This is a genomic window from Streptomyces sp. NPDC028305 (assembly GCF_055569495.1).
Genome location: NZ_JBVHTN010000008.1, coordinates 269,157 through 289,268, shown reverse-complemented (window position 1 = coordinate 289,268; position 20,112 = coordinate 269,157). Strand labels below are relative to the sequence as shown.

General features: G+C 70.4%; 12 protein-coding genes. 4 read left to right on the top strand and 8 right to left on the bottom strand.

The features are described from left to right. Positions 1–71 precede the first annotated feature (71 nt). Complete coding sequence (locus tag ACZ4WQ_RS34625) at positions 72–1,040, bottom strand: AraC-like ligand-binding domain-containing protein (RefSeq protein ID WP_398375620.1); 969 nt, start codon at positions 1,038–1,040, stop codon at positions 72–74. A gap of 279 nt (positions 1,041–1,319) precedes the next feature. Here ACZ4WQ_RS34625 and ACZ4WQ_RS34620 point away from each other — a divergent pair, with 279 nt between their 5' ends. The 3 genes from ACZ4WQ_RS34620 (at position 1,320) to ACZ4WQ_RS34610 (ending at position 11,361) form a co-directional block, all read left to right on the top strand. Beyond that, on the top strand, positions 1,320–6,047 hold the full coding sequence (locus tag ACZ4WQ_RS34620) for a putative T7SS-secreted protein (RefSeq protein ID WP_468022691.1): 4,728 nt from the start codon (positions 1,320–1,322) through the stop codon (positions 6,045–6,047). Between the two features lie 150 nt (positions 6,048–6,197). Next, on the top strand, positions 6,198–10,919 hold the full coding sequence (locus ACZ4WQ_RS34615; protein WP_398375617.1) for a putative T7SS-secreted protein: 4,722 nt from the start codon (positions 6,198–6,200) through the stop codon (positions 10,917–10,919). Positions 10,920–10,938: 19 nt separating this feature from the next. Then, positions 10,939–11,361 (top strand): DUF7919 family protein, encoded by a 423-nt coding sequence (locus tag ACZ4WQ_RS34610; protein WP_385345846.1) that lies wholly within the window; start codon positions 10,939–10,941, stop codon positions 11,359–11,361. A 43-nt stretch (positions 11,362–11,404) separates the two neighbouring features. Here ACZ4WQ_RS34610 and dacB read toward each other — a convergent pair whose 3' ends face one another. The 3 genes from dacB to ACZ4WQ_RS34595 form a co-directional block, all read right to left on the bottom strand. Further along, positions 11,405–13,006 (bottom strand): D-alanyl-D-alanine carboxypeptidase/D-alanyl-D-alanine endopeptidase, encoded by a 1,602-nt coding sequence (dacB, locus tag ACZ4WQ_RS34605; RefSeq protein WP_385345848.1) that lies wholly within the window; start codon positions 13,004–13,006, stop codon positions 11,405–11,407. A gap of 78 nt (positions 13,007–13,084) precedes the next feature. After that, positions 13,085–14,104 carry an extracellular catalytic domain type 1 short-chain-length polyhydroxyalkanoate depolymerase gene (locus ACZ4WQ_RS34600; protein ID WP_385345850.1) on the bottom strand — a complete coding sequence of 340 codons (1,020 nt, stop codon included), beginning with the start codon at positions 14,102–14,104 and terminating at the stop codon, positions 13,085–13,087. A 103-nt stretch (positions 14,105–14,207) separates the two neighbouring features. Further along, a complete protein-coding gene (locus tag ACZ4WQ_RS34595) occupies positions 14,208–15,038 on the bottom strand; it encodes a helix-turn-helix domain-containing protein (RefSeq protein ID WP_385345852.1) in 831 nt (276 codons plus the stop codon). 203 nt (positions 15,039–15,241) lie between these two features. Between ACZ4WQ_RS34595 and ACZ4WQ_RS34590 the strand changes: the two genes are divergently transcribed. After that, positions 15,242–16,084, top strand: a complete 843-nt coding sequence (locus ACZ4WQ_RS34590) for an AraC family transcriptional regulator (RefSeq protein WP_385345854.1) — start codon at positions 15,242–15,244, stop codon at positions 16,082–16,084. A gap of 205 nt (positions 16,085–16,289) precedes the next feature. Here the strand turns inward: ACZ4WQ_RS34590 and ACZ4WQ_RS34585 are convergent, their stop codons facing one another. From ACZ4WQ_RS34585 to ACZ4WQ_RS34570, 4 genes are all read right to left on the bottom strand, one after another. Then, positions 16,290–17,513 carry a cytochrome P450 gene (locus ACZ4WQ_RS34585; RefSeq protein ID WP_398375614.1) on the bottom strand — a complete coding sequence of 408 codons (1,224 nt, stop codon included), beginning with the start codon at positions 17,511–17,513 and terminating at the stop codon, positions 16,290–16,292. Between the two features lie 28 nt (positions 17,514–17,541). Beyond that, positions 17,542–17,742 (bottom strand): ferredoxin, encoded by a 201-nt coding sequence (locus ACZ4WQ_RS34580; protein WP_311730489.1) that lies wholly within the window; start codon positions 17,740–17,742, stop codon positions 17,542–17,544. Between the two features lie 58 nt (positions 17,743–17,800). Further along, on the bottom strand, positions 17,801–19,015 hold the full coding sequence (locus ACZ4WQ_RS34575) for a cytochrome P450 (RefSeq protein ID WP_398375612.1): 1,215 nt from the start codon (positions 19,013–19,015) through the stop codon (positions 17,801–17,803). Between the two features lie 121 nt (positions 19,016–19,136). Then, positions 19,137–20,033 (bottom strand): MBL fold metallo-hydrolase, encoded by an 897-nt coding sequence (locus ACZ4WQ_RS34570; protein WP_398375611.1) that lies wholly within the window; start codon positions 20,031–20,033, stop codon positions 19,137–19,139. Positions 20,034–20,112 lie beyond the last annotated feature (79 nt).

The window sequence follows — 20,112 nt, the reverse complement described above, 5'->3', positions numbered from 1 at the left end:
CGACGAGTCTGCCGAGGAGGTGCGGACGTGTCCTTAGCGCTGAGCGCCACCCGCTTAGCGCTGAACGCCAATCAGGCGCCGCGCAGGGCGAGGTGCCGGAAGTCCTTGGGCGGCATGCCGTAGGCGGTACGGAAGGCGCGGGTGAAGTCGGCCGGCCGCCGAAATCCCCATCGGGCGGCGATGGCGTGGATGGGCCGCCTGCTCAGCCCCGGATCGGCCAGGTCTCGGCGGGCCTGTTCCAGCCGTTGGTGGCGGATGTAGGCGGAGACCGTGGTGTTCTCGCGGCGGAAGACGCGGTGCAGGGAGCGGACGGAGATGTGCTGGGACGCGGCGATCCGCTCGGGCGTCAGCTCGGGGTCGGCCAGGTGCTGCTGGACATAGCCGCGGACACGCGTGGCCAGGGAGTGCTGGAAGGTCTCGGGCGCCACATCGGCTTCGAACTGGCGCGCGATCAGGGCGTTGGCCAGATCGAGCGCGACGGCCCCCAACCGCGCGGCATCCGAAGGCCCATAGGACGTGGGGTCGTTGAGCAGGCCAGTGAGGAACTGGGCGAGCAGCGCCCCGATCCCCGCTCGCCCCGGCAACCTCATCGCGACCTGCCGGTCGCCGAGGCCCCGGGGCAGCGGCAGCAGCATCCGCGGGATGATCATCTCCGCGGCCGAGACCGTGCCGTCCTCGGCGTCCAGACGGCCCCGATAGGGGCGCGAGCTGTTCACCAGCACCAGATCGCCCTGCCCGACCAGGATCTCCCGATCGTCCTCGACGACCCTCATGCGCCCGCACAGCGGCGCCGAGAGGTGGTAGATCTCGGGATCGGACCGCCGGATCAGTACCGGGGTCCGGTCCGAGTCCAGCGGCGGACACGTGAACAGGGACACCTGAACGATGCCGAGGTCCAGCACTCGTAACGTGCCCCGGAAGTCGGCGCTGTGTTCCGTGCGCATCTCATGGGGCGAATGGCTCTGGAACGCCAGATCGCGCCAACACTCGAACCGGTCCGTCGCGGGCAGTTCATCGCCCCGGAACAGCGTCTCGATCACTACTCGTCCCTCCCCCGTACCCGATGGCCCGGACCGCCCCAACGGCTGACGGCCCGGCCTTGGCTCACTTCGAGTCTGGCGCGGCTTCGCGTTGTTGCGCAGCCCTGAATCGCCACGCGCAACAATGCTGACCTCGGCTGATTCCTCCGCCTCGGGCACAGGAAGCGAGGCGACGGTGGCCCGGCGGATCCGTGAAACCGGACGGGGCGGAACCCTTGCTGAGCAGGGTCGGTACGCTCATCCGGAATACCGTGGGTTGGGTTACGGGGGTAACTGCGCGTGGGGCTTGGTGACTTCATTCCGGACTCGGTCGAGGACTGGGTCGATGACCGGGTCGAGGATGTCGGCGGGGCGATCGACGACGCGGGAGACTGGACGGCGGACCGGCTGGATGACGTCGGCTGGCAGAGCGGTGCGGACTGGGTCCGGGACAAGTCGGATTCGGCGGCGAACGCCCTGGGCGCGGCCGTCGATGAGATGCAGCTCGGGGAGAGCGAGGATGCGAAGAAGCTGATCCACGGAAGTTCGTCCAAGCTGCGGTCGACCGCGAGTCATCTGAGTGACTTCAAGACGGCGTTCAACAATGTGGGCAAGGGGTTGCGGGGGCTGGGTTCGGGGTCGTTGAAGGGGAAGGCGGCGGACGCGTTCCGGGAGAGTGTGTCGGTCGAGCCGAAGAAGTGGTTCGCGGCGGCGGATGCGTGTGAGAAGGCGTCGGGGGCGCTGGAGCGGTTCGCGGGGACGGTGGAGTGGGCGCAGGGCCAGGCCGAGGAGGCGATCCGGCGCTACAAGAAGGGCAAGAAGGCCTCGGACGACGCCCGCTCGGCGCACAACGGCACCGTGTCCGCGTACAACAAGGCGGTGGACGCGTACAACGGCCTGCCTGCGGAGAAGCGGGACGCGTCGAGCCTGCCGGACAAGCCGGGTGCCTTCCACGACCCGGGGGCCGCTGATATCAAGGCCGCACAGGACATTTTGCAGGAGGCGCGGCGGCAGCGGGATGAGGCACATGGGGTGGCAAAAACGGCGGTGGAGGGAGCGCGCGATGCCGCGCCCAAGAAGCCGTCCTACGCCCAGCAGCTGGGCGACGGGCTTCAGGGGCTGAACCTGGACGCGAGCCACTTCCTGGGTGGCGTGGTCAAGGGCACGGCGGGCCTGCTCAACTTCGCCCGGCAGGTGAACCCGCTGGAGCCTTACAACATCACTCACCCCGCCGAGTACGCGACGAACCTGAACAACACGGCCGCTGGCCTGCTGCGCATGGCCAATGACCCAGGCACGGCTCTCAAGGGCATGTGGGACGCCTTCCAGAAGGACCCGTCCGAGGGCCTTGGCCGTTTGGTGCCGGAGCTGATCGGCACGAAGGGCCTGGGCGGGGCGAAGGCGGCGGTGACGGCTGCGGAGAGGCTGCCCGCGACCATGGCCAGGGCTGAGCGGTCGGGGTTGCAGACGCTGGCCAAGGACGGCCCGGCACCCCACGCCACACCCGACGGGGCGCGGACCGCTGGGGGCACCGACCCAGTGGACCTGGCGTCGGGCCGGATGTATCTGCCCCAGCGGGACGTGGTGCTGCCGGGAGCGCTCCCGCTGGTGTTCGTGCGCCGGGTGGAATCGGGGTACCGGGCAGGGCGGTGGTTCGGCCCGTCATGGTCGAGCACCGCCGATCAGCGGCTGGAAATCGGCGCACGAGGTGTGGCGTTCGTCGCCGAAGACGGGCTGCTGCTGTCGTACCCGCACCCGGCCCCCGGCCTGCCGACCCTGCCCGAGCTGGGCCCGAGGTGGCCGCTGGAGCGCACGGCAGAAGGCGATTACACGCTCACCGACCCGGACACCGGCCACACCCGCTACTTCACCGGCCCGCAAGGCGAGGGCGATGGCGAGGCCCCGCTTGCGGAGATCAGCGACCGCAACGGCCACCGCCTGACCTTCGAATACGACACCGACGGCACCCCGACCAGCATCGTCCACAGCGGCGGCTACCACCTCAACATCACCACCGAAGACGGCCGCATCACCGCCCTCCACCTCGCGGGCGCCGACCAGCAGCTCATCCGCTACGCGTACACGGACGGCAATCTGACCGAGGTGGTCAAGTCCTCCGGTCTGCCGCTGCGCTTCGAGTACGACACGGAGCGTCGGGTGATCGCGTGGATCGACACGAACGACCGCCGTTACGACTACGTGTATGACAACCGGGACCGGTGTATCGCCGAGGGTGGCACCGAGGGCCATATCTCCCTGCGCATCGACTACGGCCCGGTCGATGAACGGACCGGTCACCGGGTCACCACGGTCACCACCGCCGAGGGCCACACCACCCGCTATATGGTGAACGACCGCTGCCAGGTCATCGCCGTCACCGACGCCGTCGGCAACACGGTCCGCACCCGGAGGGACCGCTACGGCCGCGCCTTGTCCCGCACCGATGCCCTGGGCCGGACCACCATCTTCGCCTACGACACGGCCGGCCGGCTGACCTCCCTGACCACCCCCGACGGACACCAGCAGACCGCCGCCTACAACGACCTGGGCCTGCCGGTCGAGGTGGTCCACCCGGACGGAGCCACCTGGCGCTACGCATACGACGACCGAGGCAACCGCACCACGGCCACCGACCCGTTGGGCAACACCACCCACTACACCTACGACGACCACGGCCACCTGACCTCGGCCACCAACGCGCTCCACGACACCACACGCGTACGCTGCGACCCCGCCGGGCTCCCCGTCGAGATCACCGACCCCCTGGGCGCGGCCACCACCTACCACCGCGACGCCTTCGGCCGCCCCACCACCATCACCGACCCCCTCGGCGCCACCACCCACGTGGCGTGGACCGTCGAGGGCAAGCTGGCCCGGCGTATCGCCCCGGACGGCGCCGAGCAGCGTTGGACCTACGACGGCGAGGGCAACCTCACCGTGTACAGGGACGCGAGCGGCGGCGTGACCACGTACGAGTACACCGACTTCGACCTGCCGGCCGCCCGGACCGACCCGGACGGCACCCGCCACGAGTTCACGCACGACACCCAACTGCGTCTCACCGAGGTAACCAATCCACAGGGGCTGACCTGGAGTTACACCTATGACCCGGTCGGCCGACTGCTCGCCGAGACGGACTTCGACGGCCGCACCCTCACCTACGCCTACGACGCAGCGGGCCAACTGATCTCCCGCACCAACCCGCTGGGCCAGACCATCTCCCTCGAACGGGACGCTAGCGGCCGGGTCGTGCGCAAAGACGCCGACGGCCAGGTCACCACCTTCACCTACGACCTGGCCGGGCAGCTGACGGAGGCCGTTGGCCCCGAGGTGTCGGCGGTGTTCGGGCGGGACCGGATGGGCCGGGTGACGACCGAGATGGTCAACGGCCGGGTGCTGACCCATGCGTACGACGCCCTGGGCCGTACCGTGCGCCGGACCACCCCGTCCGGCGCCAAGTCCACGTTCTCGTATGACGCGGCGGGCCGCCGCACCGCGCTGACCACCTGCGGCCACACCCTCGACTTCACCTATGACGCGCTAGGCCGGGAAATCACCCGCCAACTTGGGCCCACCGCCACTCTCGAACAGATCTGGGACCCAGCCGGACGGCTGGCCGAACAGACCCTGACCACCGGACCGGCGGGCGACATCGCCCAGCGCCGCGCGTACACCTACCGCCCCGACGGCCACCTCACCGCCATCGCCGACCAGCTCCTCGGCCCCCGCTCCTTCGACCTCGACGACGCAGGCCGGGTCACCACCGTCCGCGCCGAAGGCTGGACCGAGACCTACGCCTACGACGAGGCGGGCAACCAGACCCACGCCACCTGGCCCACCGACCACCCGGCCACCACCGGTCCCCGCGCCTACACCGGCACCCGCATCACCCGCGCCGGACGGGTCCGCTACGAACACGACACCGCCGGCCGCCTCACCCTCCGCCAGAAAACCCGCCTGTCGAAGAAACCCGACACCTGGCGCTACACCTGGGACACCGAAAACCACCTCACCACCCTCACCACCCCCGACGGCACGATCTGGCGCTACCTCTACGACCCCCTCGGCCGCCGCACCACCAAACAACGCCTCGCCCACGACAGCGAAACCGTCCTCGAACAGGCCGACTTCACCTGGGACGGCCACACCCTCATCGAACAGACCACCACCACACCCGACCTCCCATACCCGACCACCCTCACCTGGCACCACGACGGCTTCCGCCCCCTGACCCAGACCGAACGCACCACCGTCGCCACGACCCAGCGCGAGATCGACCGCCGCTTCTACGCCGTCGTCACCGACCACATCGGCACCCCCGCCGAACTCATCGACGAAACCGGCGACATCGCCTGGCGCCCCCGCACCACCCTCTGGGGCACCACGACGGAAGAACGTACGGGGCAGACCCACACCCCCCTGCGCTTCCCGGGCCAGTACTTCGACCCCGAAAGCGGCCTCCACTACAACCACCACCGCTACTACGACCCCACCACCGCCCGCTACCTCACCCCCGACCCCCTCGGCCTCACCCCCGCCCCCAACCCCGTCGCCTACGTCCCCAACCCCCACCTCTTCATCGACCCGCTGGGGCTCTCCCCCTACGACGATTACGAAGGTATCGACTTTTACGCCGACGATGTGGGCCAGTCCGCATCGTTCTGGTACGTGAACGGCCGTCCGGACGGGGAGATGGTGTTCTTCGGCCATGGCAGCATCCGAGCGGGCGACACCAGCATGGTCACGGTCCCCGAAGGCACGAGCGTTGGCATCTACCACCTGCATGGTGAGCTGATCTACTCGGATGAAATGCATATGATTGCAAACAGCAACACCACTCCCCTGAACGTCATCGAGTCGGGCCAGCAGATGCCGGACTATTCGCTGTACCCACCCACTGGTCTGGGGACCCCCGCCGGGAAAAGCGTGGTCTCCGGGAGGACCGTGACCCAAGAGACCCGTCTCTCCCAACTGCTGCTGCCGAACATGGGCCGAGTGCACTGGGTCGCTTGCCGCGCGATCATCTGAGAACCAGGAGTCCACTGCGGTGACCCACTACACGTGACGCGCTGGTCCGTGCGGTGCGTCCCCGAAACCGGACGAGACGGAGCCCTCGCTGAGCAGGGTCGGTACGCTCATCCGGAATACGGTGGGGTCGCGGTACGGGGGTGAGGACGCGTGGGGATTGGTGACTTCATACCGGACGGCGTCGAGGACTGGGTCGATGACCGGGTCGAGGACGTCGGCGGGGCGATCGACGAGGCGGGGGACTGGACCGCGGACCGGCTGGATGACGTCGGCTGGCAGAGCGGTGCGGACTGGGTCCGGGACAAGTCGGATTCGGCGGCGAACGCCCTGGGCGCGGCCGTCGATGAGATGCAGCTCGGGGAGAGCGAGGATGCCAAGAAGCTGATCCACGGCAGCCCGTCCAAGCTGCGCTCAACGGCTGGCCATCTCACCGACTTCAAGACCGCGTTCAACAACGTGGGCAAGGGGCTGCGGGGGCTGAGCTCACAGTCGTTGAAGGGGAAGGCGGCGGATGCCTTCCGGGAGAGTGTGTCGGTCGAGCCGAAGAAGTGGTTCGCAGCGGCGGACGCGTGTGAGAAGGCGTCGGGGGCGCTGGACCGGTTCGCGGGGACGGTGGAGTGGGCACAGGGCCAGGCCGAGGAGGCGATCCGCCGCTACAAGAAGGGCAAGAAAGCATCCGACGACGCCCGCTCGGCGCACAACGACAAGGTGACCGCGTACAACAAGGCAGTGGACACCTACAACGGCCTGCCTGCGGACAAGCGGGATCCGTCGAGCCTGCCGGACAAGCCGGGTGCGTTCCACGACCCGGGGGCCGCTGACATCAAGGCCGCGCAGGAGTTGTTGGCGGAGGCGCGGCGGCAGCGCGATGAGGCGCATGGGGTGGCGAAGACAGCGGTGGAGGGCGCGCGGGACGCCGCGCCCAAGAAGCCCTCCTACGCCAAGCAGCTGGGCGACGGGCTGGAAGGGCTGAACCTGGACGCGAGCCATTTCCTGGGTGGCGTGGTCAAGGGGACGGCGGGGCTGCTGAACTTCGTGCGGCAGGTGAACCCGCTGGATCTGTACAACATCACTCACCCCGCCGAGTACGCGACGAACCTGAACAACACTGCCGCCGGCCTGCTGCGGATGGCCAATGACCCGGGCACGGCTCTCAAGGGCATGTGGGATGCGTTCCAGAAGGACCCGTCGGAGGGTCTTGGCCGGCTGGTGCCGGAGCTGATCGGAACCAAGGGCCTGGGCGGGGCGAAGGCGGCGGTGACGGCTGCGGAGCGGCTGCCGGGGACTGTGGCGCGGGCTGAGCGGTCGGGGTTGCAGACGCTGGCCAAGGACGGTCCGGCACCGCACGCCACGCCCGACGGGGCGCGGACCGCCGGGGGCACCGACCCGGTGGACCTGGCGTCGGGCCGGATGTATCTGCCGCAGCGGGACGTGGTGCTGCCGGGGGCGTTGCCGCTGGTGTTCGTGCGCCGGGCGGAGTCGGGGTACCGGGCGGGCCGGTGGTTCGGCCCGTCATGGTCGAGCACCGCCGATCAGCGGCTGGAAATCGGCGCACGGGGCGTGGCGTTCGTCGCCGAGGACGGACTGCTGCTCTCGTACCCCCACCCGGCCCCCGGCCTGCCGACCCTGCCCGAACTCGGCCCCAGGTGGCCGCTCGAGCGCACAGCAGAGGGCGACTACACACTCACCGACCCGGACACCGGCCACACCCGCTACTTCACCGGCCCGCAGGGCGGAGGCGACGGCGAGGCCCTGCTGGCGGAGATCAGCGACCGCAACGGCCACCGCCTGACCTTCGAATACGACACCGACGGCGCCCCGACCGGCATCGTCCACAGCGGCGGCTACCACCTCAACATCACCACCGAAGACGGCCGCATCACCGCCCTCCACCTCGCGGGCGCCGACCAGCAGCTCATCCGCTACGCCTACACAGACGGCAACCTCACCGAAGTCACCAACTCCTCCGGGCTGCCGCTGCGCTTCGAGTACGACGCCGAGCGCCGGATCATCGCGTGGATCGACACCAACGACCGCCGCTACGACTACGTCTACGACAACCGGGACCGCTGCATCGCCGAGGGCGGCACCGCGGGCCACATAGCGCTGCGCATCGACTACGGACGCACGGATGAACGGACCGGTCACCGGGTCACCACGGTCACCACCGCCGAGGGCCACGCGACCCGTTATCTGGTGAACGACCGCTGCCAGGTCATCGCCGTCACCGACCCCCTAGGCCACACCACCCGCACCCATCGCGACCGCCACGGCCGCATCCTGACCCACACCGATGCCCTCGGCCGGACCACCAGCTATCGCTACGACGCGGCCAACCGGCCGGTCTCGGTCACCGCCCCCGACGGTTCCGAACGGACCGCCTCGTACAACGACCTCGGCCTTCCGGTGGAAACCAACGAAGCCGACGGGACCACCTGGCGGTACGCGTATGACGACCGGGGCAACCCCACCGCCGCTGTCGACCCGTTGGGCAACGCCACCCAGTACACCTACGACGACCACGGCCACCTGGCGTCCGTCACCAACCCTCTCGGCGACACCACCCACATCCGCTGTGACCCGGCCGGACTCCCCGTCGAGATCACCGATCCCCTTGGCGCGGCCACCACCTACCACCGCGACGCCTTCGGCCGCCCCACCACCATCACCGACCCCCTCGGCGCACCCACCCACCTCGAATGGACCATCGAGGGCAAACTGTCCCGCCGCACCGCCCCCGACGGTACCCAGCAGACCTGGACCTACGACGGCGAAGGCAACCTCACCGCCCACACAGACGCCGGCGGCGGCCTGACCACCTACGAGTACACCCACTTCGACCTGCTGGCCGCCCAGACCGGCCCCGACGGCGTCCGCCACGAGTTCACACACGACACCCAGCTGCGTCTCACCCAGGTCACCAATCCCCAGGGCCTGACCTGGACCTACACCTACGACCCGACCGGCCGCACGCTCAGCGAGACGGACTTCGACGGCCGCACCCTCACCTACGCGTACGACCCGGCGGGTCAACTCATCTCCCGCACCAACCCCCTGGGCCAGACCGTCTCCTTCGACCGCGACGCCCGCGGCCGGATCGTACGCAAGGACGCCGACGGCCAGGTCACCACCTTCGTCTACGACCCGGCCGGGCGGCTGACGGGGGCCATCGGCCCGGACGCGGCGCTGACCTACCGCCGGGACCGGATCGGCCGGGTGACGGCCGAGATGGTCGACGGCCGGGTGACGACCCATGTCTACGACGTCCTGGGCCGCCCCGTGCGCCGCACCACCCCCTCCGGCGCGAGATCCACGTTCGCCTACGACGCGGCGGGCCACCGCACCACGCTCACCACCTGTGGCCACACCCTCGACTTCACGTATGACGCGCTAGGCCGGGAAACCACCCGCCGGCTTGGGCCTACCGCCACTCTCGCGCAGATCTGGGACCCGGCCGGCCGACTGGCCGAACAGACCCTGACCCACGCAGAAGGCTCAACCCTCCAACACCGCGCCTACACCTACCGCCCCGACGGCCACCTGACCGCCATCGACGACCAGCTGCGCGGCCCCCGCACCTTCGACCTGGACGACGCGGGCCGGGTCACCACCGTCCGCGCCGAAAGCTGGACCGAGACCTACGCCTACGACGAGGCGGGCAACCAGACCCACGCCACCTGGCCGGACAAGCACCCCGGGGCCGACACCACCGGCCCTCGCTCGTACACCGGCACCCGCATCACCCGCGCCGGACGCGTCCGCTACGAACACGACACCGCCGGCCGCCTCACCCTCCGCCAGAAAACCCGCCTCTCCCACAAGCCCGACACCTGGCACTACACCTGGGACGTGGAGAACCACCTCACCGCCCTCACCACCCCCGACGGCACGATCTGGCGCTACCTCTACGACCCTCTCGGCCGCCGCACCGCCAAACAACGCCTCGCCGACGACGGCGAAACCGTCGTGGAACGAGTGGACTTCACCTGGAGTGGCCGCACCCTCGTCGAGCAGACCACCATCGCACCTGACCTCCCTGATCCGGTGACCCTGACCTGGCACCACGACGGTGTACGGCCGGTGGCACAGACCGAGCGCATCGCCGAGGCCACCAGCCAGCGCGAGATCGACCGTCGCTTCTTCGCCATCGTCACCGACGTCGTGGGCACCCCCACCGAACTCATCGACGAGACCGGCGACATCGCCTGGCGCATCCGTACCACCCTCTGGGGCACCACCACGTGGAGCCGCGGCAGCACCACGTACACGCCGCTGCGCTTCCCCGGGCAGTACTACGACCCCGAAAGCGGCCTCCACTACAACCATTATCGCTACTACGACCCCGAAACCGCCCGCTACACCACCCCCGACCCCCTCGGCCTGGCCCCAGCCCCCAACCCCGCCGCCTACGTCCCCAACCCTCATCTCTTCATCGACCCGCTGGGGCTCTCTCCGTACAACTCCAGTTCCGGGTGGAATGACGTGAGTTCGGCTGACGACGTGGGCGATATCCCCCAGGACTTCAATGTCTTCGGCCGCCCCGACAACGAAACAGTCTTCGCCGGTCATGGCGGCATCCGAGAGGGCGACACCAGCATGGTCAAGGTCCCCGAAGGTACAGAGGTCGCCGTATACACCGAGCACGGTGGATATATCACGGGCCCCAAGGCGTACGATATTGAAGCAGCAAATCCCACGCCAACGACCACCTTCAAGCCGGGCCAGTACATCGAGGACTATTCGCTTTTCCCGCCGGACGGCATTTCTCCCTCCGGCAGTGCCATAGTGGTCGCCGAGGAGACCCGTCTCAGTGACCTGCTGAAACCCCACATGGGCCGGGTACACTGGGCCGCTTGTCGCTCGGTCCTCTGAGATCCAGGAGCGCACTGCGATGACCCACTACGCGGACCTTTCCCCCTACGCCTACACAACAGGATCGGTCCCCGACGGAACCCCGGCGGTCAATATCGGGTGGCTGGAACCAGGCGAGGAATTCCCCCGGGGCGCGGTTCCGGAGGAATTCGTCCAGGCTCTCGCGCTGTTGTGCCGCGACGACCGCCACATGGTGATGCGCGGATGGCACCGCTGCCGCCTCCCGCACCCAGGTGGAGAGGTCCCGTACCCGGCGGTCATTCACGTCGGCCAGGACCGCGTTTCCCTCGGCAGCGCCGAGGTCCGGGTGGTGGGCCGCGACGGCGGGTGGCTGGTCGCGCCCAATCTCGTCCACCACTACATCACCGCGCACTCCTACCTCCCGCCGGAGAGGTTCATCGAGGCGGTCATGGCACGGAGGACCGCCGTACCGCGGGCGTGACGCGCCGGGGCGGACAACGGCCCGCCCCGGCTCCCGGCGCGGTTCAGCAGCGCCGGGGCTTGGTCCAGGAGCATTCGAGTTCGGCCGCCCCGGCACGGCCCGGTACCGCGCTCGGGCGGACGGCGGTGGTGGCCCGATCCGCGCCGGACTTGGCGAGGGTCACCACGATCGCGTCCTCCACGCTCTTCACGGACGACGCGAGGTAGTTGTTGAGGACCACGCTGTAGGCCAGCTCCCGGCCGTCCGCGTCGGTGACATATCCGGAGAGCGCGGAGGCGCCGGTCAACGAGCCGGTCTTGCCGCGCGCGTTGCGCGCCGCCGGGGTGCCGCACATCCGCGAGCGCAGGGTGCCGCCCACGAACCGGTCCGGGGCGCAGGCCACGGGCAGCGAGGCGTACCAGTCGGCGTACCAGGGCTCGTCGCGGACCGACAGCAGCAGTTCGACGAGGCGGCCGGCCGCGATGTTGTCCACCCGGGACAGCCCGGAGCCGTCGACCTGGCGCACCGCGCCGACATCCACGCCCTGCTTCTTCAGCCAGTCGGAGATTACGGCGAGGCCCGCGCTCCAGGTGCCGCGGCCCGCCGTCTCGTAGCCGATGGTCTTGGTGAGCACCTCGGCGTGGATGTTGTTGGACAGCTTCATGAACGGGATCAGCAGTCGTTTGAGCGGCATCGACTGGTGTGAGGCGAGCTGCCGCGCGTCGGCCGGGGTGGCCCGGCCGAGGCGGGTGGCCCCGGCGACCTTGACGCCGTGGTCGGCGAGCGCGCCGGCGAACACCGAGGCGGCGTAGCCGGTGGGCTCCCAGACGCTGACCCACTCCTTGGCCGGGCCGCTTCCCGCGGGGATGGCGCCGCTGACGGTGATGGTGTTGGAGCCGTGCTGCCGTTCCACGGAGAGGGTGGAACCACTTCCGGTGGCGGCGGTGGTGGCGCGGTTGTCGATCCGGAGGTAACCGGTCTTCGGGTTGAGCGTGACCCTCGGGCGGTCTCCCGGCGCCGCGCCGGGGGTGGTCTCGACGATGACGCTGCCCGCGTCGTAGTCGGTGTCGGGGGCGAGGTTCAGCGGGGAGATCTGGGCCGCGTAGTAGGAGGACTCGTCGTCGGCGGCCCAGGAGCGGCCGACGCGCTGGGTGTCGAACCGGGTGTCGTCGGCGATCAGCCGCCCGGTGACCCGCTTGATGCCCGACTCGGCGAGCCGCGCGGCGAGTTGTTGGTAGTCCGCGGCGAGCATCGTCGGGTCGCCGGTGCCTCGCAGGTACAGGTCGCCCTTGAGCACCTGCCCCCGGCGGCTGCCGTCGGTCAGCACCTCGGTCCGGTAGGTGTAGTCGGGGCCGAGCAGCCCCATGGCGGCGGCCGAGGTGAGGAGCTTGGTGTTGGAGGCGGGCATCAGCCGGTCGTCCGGCCGGTGCCGGTAGAGGGTGGCGCCGGAGTCGGCGTCGGCGACCACCACCCCCGCCGCGCCGCCCTTCAGCAGGGGGTCGGCGAGGATGGTGTCGAGGGCGGTCCCGAGGTCGGCTCCCAGGTCGGCGCGGGAGGTGTCCGCGCCGGCCGGTGAGCTCCAGGTGAGGGTGGCGACGAGGCCGATGACGAGGGGCCGGATCCAGCCTCTCGTACGGCGGTTCAGGTGATCCGCGGGTCTGCTCATGCCACCGGAGCATCCCCTACGGCGGCGCGTCGCGACAGGGCGCGCGCACGGGACGCCGCCGCCGGGCGCGCCCGCGGTTCAGCCGAGTCCCCAGGCTCGTCCCATCCGGTAGGCGGCGCAGAGATCGACGTCCAGGACGTACGCGGCGGCCGTGCCGCACTGGGCGGCGCCGGTGCCGGGGTCGACCGGCTGGCCGTGGCCCATGCCGGTGATGCTGTACGTCTCGGCCACCGTCGCCCCGGAGGCGTCGGTGTACACCTGGTGCGGATAGCCGCCGACCGTGTCCTCGGCGTCGGGGGTCCGGTCGGTGCCTTGGACGTTCGTCCACTGCGCCACCAGGTCGGTCATGTTGACGGGCTTCACGGTGTAGTCGGCGGTGCCCTGGAACACGGTCAGCCGGGGCCACGGCCCGGCGTATCCGGCGGGCGCCGCCGCGCGCACCCGGTCGCCCCACTGCCCGGCGGTCTGGCTCGCGCCCACGTACATGCAGAGGTACGGCGATCCGGCGGCCTGCGCGCAGCCGTACGGCAGCCCGGCGACGACCCCGCCCGCGGCGAACCGGTCCGGGTAGCCGGCCATCATCACCGAGGTCATTCCGCCCCCGGCGGACAGCCCGGTGACGTACACCCGCGCGCGGTCGGCGCCGGTGTCGGCGAGCTGCCGGTCGACCATCTGCCTGATCGACTCGGCTTCTCCCTGGCCGCGGGTGATGTCCCCGGTCTGGAACCAGTTGAAGCAGGAGCTGATGTTGTTGGCGGTGGTCTGTCCGGGCAGCACGACGGAGAAGCCCCAGCGGTCGGCCAGTTCGGTCCAGCCGCTCTGCGTTCCGTAGCCGGGCGCGGTCTGCGTGCAGCCGTGCAGCGCGACGACCACGGGGCGCCCGGCGGGCAGCCCGTCCGGCACATAGCGGTACATCCTCAGCGCGCCCGGGTTGGATCCGAAGCCGGTGACCTCCTGGACGGCGGCCTGGACGGACCGGGCGGAGGCCGCCTGCGCGGCGGGGGCGGGCAGCAGGACGGCGGCGAGGGCGGCCAGAAGGGTCAGTAGCCTCAGTGGCGTTGCGGCCGTCACGGCCATGGCGACTCTTGTCTTGGTCATGTCAGCGGACGGTAGAAGCGGGGCCGCCACCCCGATATGGCGCGGGACCCCACAACGGCAATGGCCCCGCCGGTTCGCGACCCCAGGGCAGCCGGTTCCGGGCCTACCCGCCCGCGGCCCCGTCCAGGCGCCGCATGGCGGCCTCCAGGGCCGAGCCGGGCTCGACGATGTACGCCACGAGCAGCTGGTCCGGCTCCTCGGGCAGGCGTAACGCGCGGAAGTCCATGGAGAAGGGGCCGATGCTCTCGTGGTACAGGCGGTAGCCGCCGTGGGTCTTGTCCACCACGTCCTGGTCCTCCCATAACCGGCGGAAGTCGGGGCTCTCGTCCGACAGTTCGGTCACGAGCGCGGTCAGTTCCGTGTCGTCGGGACGCAGACCGATCTCCAGCCGCAGCCGCGCGATGACGTCGCGGGCCTTCGCCTCCCAGTCGCGGTACAGCCCGCGGGAGGCCGGGTCGAGGAAGACCAGCCGGGCCATGCTGCGGTCCCGTACCGGCACCGCTCCGAAGTCGCCGAACACCGAGGCGGCCAGCCGGTTCCACGCCAGCACGCGTGTCCTGCGGCCGACGACGTACGCCGGGGCCTGTGTCATGGAGTCCAGCAGCCGCTGGAGACCGGGCGCGGCCCGCTCGTCGCAGCGGTGTCCGTTGCGCCGGGCGGGGCGGGCGAGGTTGTGCAGATGGGCGCGTTCCACCTCGTCCAGGCGCAGCGCGCGGGCGATGGCGTCCAGGAGTTCGCCGGAGATCTTCTCATTGCGCCCCTGCTCCAGCCGTACGTAGTAGTCGACCCCGATGCCGGCGAGCCGCGCCAGTTCCTCGCGCCGCAGCCCGGGCACCCGGCGCCGGTCCCCGAAGGTCGGCAGGCCGACGTCCGAGGGGCGTATCCGCGCACGACGAGAACGGAGGAATGCCTTCAGCTCTGCCTGTCGGTCCACCTTCTCAGTGTCGGTCAAGGCGCCCTAGCACGGGAAGACGGCGACAACAAGGGGTCCACGGGCGTCCTCCCACCGGGGCGCCGCCGCGGGTGACGCTCACGTGGACCGCGACAAGAACGGGGGACACGGTGTTCAAGCCCGTATTCCGGAGTCGGCACACCACGGACTTCGCCTTGTACGAGCGTGCACTCAGGCTTGGATCCGTGCTGGTGAGGACGGTGGAGCTGCCGCCCCACCGGACGTGGCGGCTCCCCGGGAGGGAGGGCCTGCCGCGCCCCGACATGCACCAGTTGCTGGTGCCCCTGCGCGGGACGCGGCTGCGGGCGGCGTGGGACGGCTCGGCGAGCGTGTCGGTGGCGGGTGATCTGTATGTTCACGGCGTGTCGCCACCGCAGTCGGCCGCCTTCGAGGCGGTCGACGGGCGGGACCGGTGCGAGGCGGTGTCCGTCGCCTTCCCCGGCACCCTGCCACGGCTGCCCGTCGGCGGGATCGACCGGTTTCCGGGGCGGCGGATCGCGGGCGACAGGGGCGTCGGGCCACTGCTGACGGGGTTCCTCACCCAGGTCGTCGGGCATGCCGAGGAACTCCGGCCGTCCGATGCCCCCCGGCTGGGGAACGTACTGCTGGATCTGTTGTCGGCGTTCTTCGCGCAACTGCTGGAGTCCGAAGCGGCCCCCGAACCGGAGAGCGCCCGCCGATCCCTGACGCTGCGCATCGGCGCCTTCATCCAACAGCATCTGCACGACCCGGGCCTGAGCCCGGCCACCATCGCGGCCGGACACCACATCTCCGTCAGCCACCTGCACCGGCTCTTCCAGGAACACGGCTCCACGACCGTCTCCTCCTGGATCCGCCGGCAACGTCTGGAGGCCGCCCGCCGCGACCTCACCGACCCCCTGCTGCACACCACCCCCATCCATCGCATCGCCGCCCGCCGGGGATTCACCCATGCCGCCGTGTTCAGCCGCGCCTTCCGCGGCGCGTACGGGCTGCCGCCCAGGGACTACCGGCACCAGTCGCTCGCCGCGCCGGCCCCGGCGTCCTAGGCCCTGTCTCCCCGATCTCTGTGACGGTGACATCAGCGGCTGACGCCGCGGGGGCCGCGGCGTCAGGGGGCACCGCCCAGCGGTAGCTGGGAGGGGGCACCGCCCAGCGGTAGCTGGGAGGGGGCACCGCCCAGCGGTAGCTGGGGGAGCGTGCCAGGCGTCGCGGGCCCGCAGAGATCGGGGAGACAGGGCCTGGTCCCGGCAATTACCAGGTGACGGGCAGTTCGTGGACGCCGTAGATGAAGCCGTCGTGTTTGAAGGGGATGCGGTCCACGTCGGTCGCGAGCCGCAGGGTGGGGATGCGCCGGTAGAGGGTGCCGTAGACGACCTGGAGTTCGAGGCGGGCGAGCGGCTGGCCCAGGCAGTGGTGGACTCCGGTACCGAAGGCCACATGGCGCCGGGCGTCGCGGGCGATGTCCAGCTGGTCGGGGTCCGGGAAGACGGTGGCGTCGCGGTTGCCGAGATCGCTGGCGATGATCACGCCCTCGCCGGCCCGGATGACCTGGCCGCCGATCTCGATGTCGGCCAGCGCCACGCGCCGTCGGCCATTGTGCGCGATGGTGAGGTAGCGCAGCAGTTCCTCGACCGAGGAGGCGATCAGCTTGGGGTCGTCGGTCTCGCGGAGGCGTGCCAGCTGTTCGGGGTGCTGGAGCAGGGTGAAGGTGCCGAGGGCGATCATGTTGGCGGTGGTCTCGTGGCCACCGAGCAGCAGGAGCACGCCCATCAGGGCGGCGTCCTCGCGGGACAGCTCGCCCGCCTTGACGCGTGCGGCCACGGCGGACAGCAGGTCGTCCCCCGCGGATTCCATCTTCCTGCCCACCAGGTCGTCCAGATACCGGAAGAGCCTCTGGTGGGCCTCCAGGCGCTCATCGGGGGTGGCCGCCCGGCTGATCAGGGTCTTGCTGTTGGACTGGAAGAACGCGTGGTCCTCGTACGGCACGTCCAGCAGCTTGCAGATCACCAGGGAGGGCACCGGCAGCGCGAAGGCCTCGACCAGGTCGACGGGGTTGGGGCCGGCCAGCAGATCGTCGATGAAGCCGTCCACCATGTCCTGGACGAGGGGGCGCATCGCCTCGATTCGCTTGACGGTGAAGGCGCCGCTGACCATCCGGCGCAGCCGGGCGTGTTCGGGGTCGTCCATCGTGACGAAGCTGAGCTTGCCGCCCTTGCTCTCGGTGGCGTGCGGGAAGCCGGGGCTGTTCGGGTCGGCGCTGAGCCGGGGGTCGGTGGACAGCGCCTTCTGTTCGGCGTGGCGCGTCACCAGCCACGGTGTGCTGCCGTTCCACAGCCGCACCCTCGTCAGCGGGCCGTCGTCCTGGAGGGCGCGCAGCCCCTCCGGGGGGTCGAGGGGGCAGCGGGGCGGCCTGGCCATGGGGAACTCGGGGAGGTCGGCCGAGGCGTCTTGGGCCGTGTTCACCGGGGTGGACATGTCTCTCCGTCCTGAGAAGTCATCGTGTTCACTCGGTGTCGCTGAGCGAGATCGCGGCGGCGGGGCACACACTGGCCGCTTCCTTTACGGCGGTGTGCAGTTCGGCCGGGGGCTCCGCGTCGAGGAGGACGACGATGCCGTCCTCGTCGCGCTGGTCGAACACCTCCGGCGCGAGCAGCACGCACTGGCCCGCGCCGCAGCACTTCACATCGTCAACAGTGATCTTCATTGCCGTGTCTCCTCGGCCTGGCGGTGGTGGTGGGGGGATCAGAGGGCGGGCGGTCGCGTCACCAGCGCACCGGGACCTCGCGCAGCCGGCCGACGACCAGCCCCTCGACCCGGCGCAGCTCATCCGCGCCGGACGCCAGGTTGAGGGTGGGCAGGCGGCGCAGCAGTACGTCGAGCACGGCCTGGAGTTCGGTGCGGGCCAGGGGCTGCCCAAGGCAGGAGTGGGCGCCGGCGCCGAAGGCGAGGTGGGGGTTGGGGCTGCGGCCGGGGTCGAGCTCGCCGGCGCCCGCGAACGCGCTCTCGTCGCGGTTGGCCGCGGCCATGCTACAGATCACGGTGGTGCCGGAGGGGACCACTCCGCCGGCGATCTCGGCGTCCTCGTGGAGGTATCGGGGGATCCCGAAGCCGCCGTTGGGGTCGTAGCGGAGCACCTCCTCCACGGCCGTGCGGACCAGCGACCGGTCGGCGAGCAGCCGCTCCCAGTGGCGCCGGTCGGCCAGCAGCATGGCCACCATCTTCGCGATCATGCTTGCGGTGGTCTCGTGTCCGGCGACCAGCAGCGCCTGGGCGGTGGCCACGAGGGCGGCGTCGGACATCGGCGTGCCCTCGGCGTCGGTGGCGGCGATCAGCTCGCTGAGCAGGTCGTCACCGGGGTGTGCGCGCTTGCCGTCGACGAGCTGGGTGAGATACGCGGTGAACGCCGCCTGGGCGGCGTCGATCTCGGCCTCGGTGTACTCGGTGAGGCTGAGGGTGACATCGGACCAGTGGGCGAACGAGTCGCGCTCGCCCTCCGGGACGCCGAGCATGTCGCAGATCACCCACACCGGCAGCGGGAAGGCCAGGTGTGTGACGAGGTCCGCGGGTTGGCCGTGGGCCAGCATCTCGTCGATGAGCCGGTCGGCCATCGCCTCGATCGCGGGCCGCAGCGCGGCCATGCGCCTGGCGGTGAACCACTTGCCGACCGTCCGCCGCCACCGCTGGTGGCCCTCGGCGGCGAGGATGTTCGCCACCGGGCTGTTGAACAGCCCGCCCGACTCGGTGTCGATGATCCGGGCCGCGCCGGGCGCGTTCAGCTCCCGGGTGAACCTCGGGTCGGCCAGCACGCTTCTGACGTCCTCGTACCGCGTGACCAGCGAGGCCTCGTCCCCGCTTGGCAGGGTCACCGGCGCGACCGGGCACCGCTCCCGCAGCTCGGTCCACTCCGGGGGCGGCTCCAGGGCCGCGGGGGCGGGGATGGGGTAGTTCAGGGTCCGTTCGCCGCGCGCATCACTCACAACGGCCTCCTGCGTCAAGGGGCTTGGTGGCTCGGTACGTCCAGCCAACCGGAACGCCAACATTCAAGTCAAGCGCATGACTTAAAAACCGGCCGTCCCCGAGACCGCCCCGAACACACCGTCAGACGGCGGCGTGTTCGGAGCACAGGCAGCCGACGCCCTTGTCGATCCACTCCCGACCGGCCCACTCCGGGTGCCGCTCGATCATCAGCGCCCTGACCTCCTCGACGATCGTCTCCTCGCTCATGGCCGAGTCCCGGCGTACCCAGGTCTCGTCCCGCAGCAGTTCGAGGTAGTCGCGGACGTCGGCCAGCAGCCGCGGGCCGCCGATGTCACCATGGCCGGGAACCACCACCCGCGAGCCGGCGGCGGCCAGGCGTCGTATCACCTCGATCCAGTGGATGCCGGACACATCGGTGTCGTGAGGCGGGAACCAGGGGAAGATCGCGAACTGCCCGGTCTCCGCCAGGTCGCCGGTGAACATCACCTCCGCGTCCGGGACCGTGACCACCTGGTCGCCCTTGCTGTGCGCCCGGCCCGTGGCGCGCAGCCGGACCACCCGGCCGCCGAGATCGAGGTCGTACGAGGTGTCGTAGACGATGTCCGGGATGGCCAGTTCGACACCCTCCAGCTGCCGCGCCACCGGTTCACCGAGCCCCCGGAACATGCCGAGGTAGCCGGGGCCCTTGGTGGCCAGATCCTCGGCCTGCGCCTTGTTGACCAGGAATGTCGCCGCCCCGGTGAACGCCTGCGCGCCGAAGGCGTGCTCGGGGTGGAAGTGGGTCGTGGTCAGATACAGCGTGCGGCCGCCCGCGTAGTCGGCCGCGAATTTCAGCACGGTGCCGGCGTTGCCCGGGCCCATCCCGGTCTCGACGACCAGCACGGAGTGCGTACCGCCGATGACGCCGATGTTGGGCACCAGCTGTACGCCCCGGTTCGGGATCACCACCAGATCACGGGCGAGCTCCCGCGCGCCTTCGGTCTGCACCACGGGATCGGGCAGCGTGTATTCGGTCATGACACCGACTCCTTTCAGGTCCGTCCAGTCCAGCGCGGTGCGCCCGCGCGGTCCAAGACCCGTTCCGCACGCCCGATAC

What these genes read in the sequence shown, in the direction of transcription:
- ACZ4WQ_RS34600 (WP_385345850.1), bottom strand. Translation starts at nt 14,104, where the DNA reads ATGACCAAGACAAGAGTCGCCATGGCCGTGACGGCCGCAACGCCACTG.
- ACZ4WQ_RS34610 (WP_385345846.1), top strand. Translation starts at nt 10,939, where the DNA reads ATGACCCACTACGCGGACCTTTCCCCCTACGCCTACACAACAGGATCG.
- ACZ4WQ_RS34570 (WP_398375611.1), bottom strand. Translation starts at nt 20,033, where the DNA reads ATGACCGAATACACGCTGCCCGATCCCGTGGTGCAGACCGAAGGCGCG.
- dacB (WP_385345848.1), bottom strand. Translation starts at nt 13,006, where the DNA reads ATGAGCAGACCCGCGGATCACCTGAACCGCCGTACGAGAGGCTGGATC.
- ACZ4WQ_RS34585 (WP_398375614.1), bottom strand. Translation starts at nt 17,513, where the DNA reads ATGTCCACCCCGGTGAACACGGCCCAAGACGCCTCGGCCGACCTCCCC.
- ACZ4WQ_RS34580 (WP_311730489.1), bottom strand. Translation starts at nt 17,742, where the DNA reads ATGAAGATCACTGTTGACGATGTGAAGTGCTGCGGCGCGGGCCAGTGC.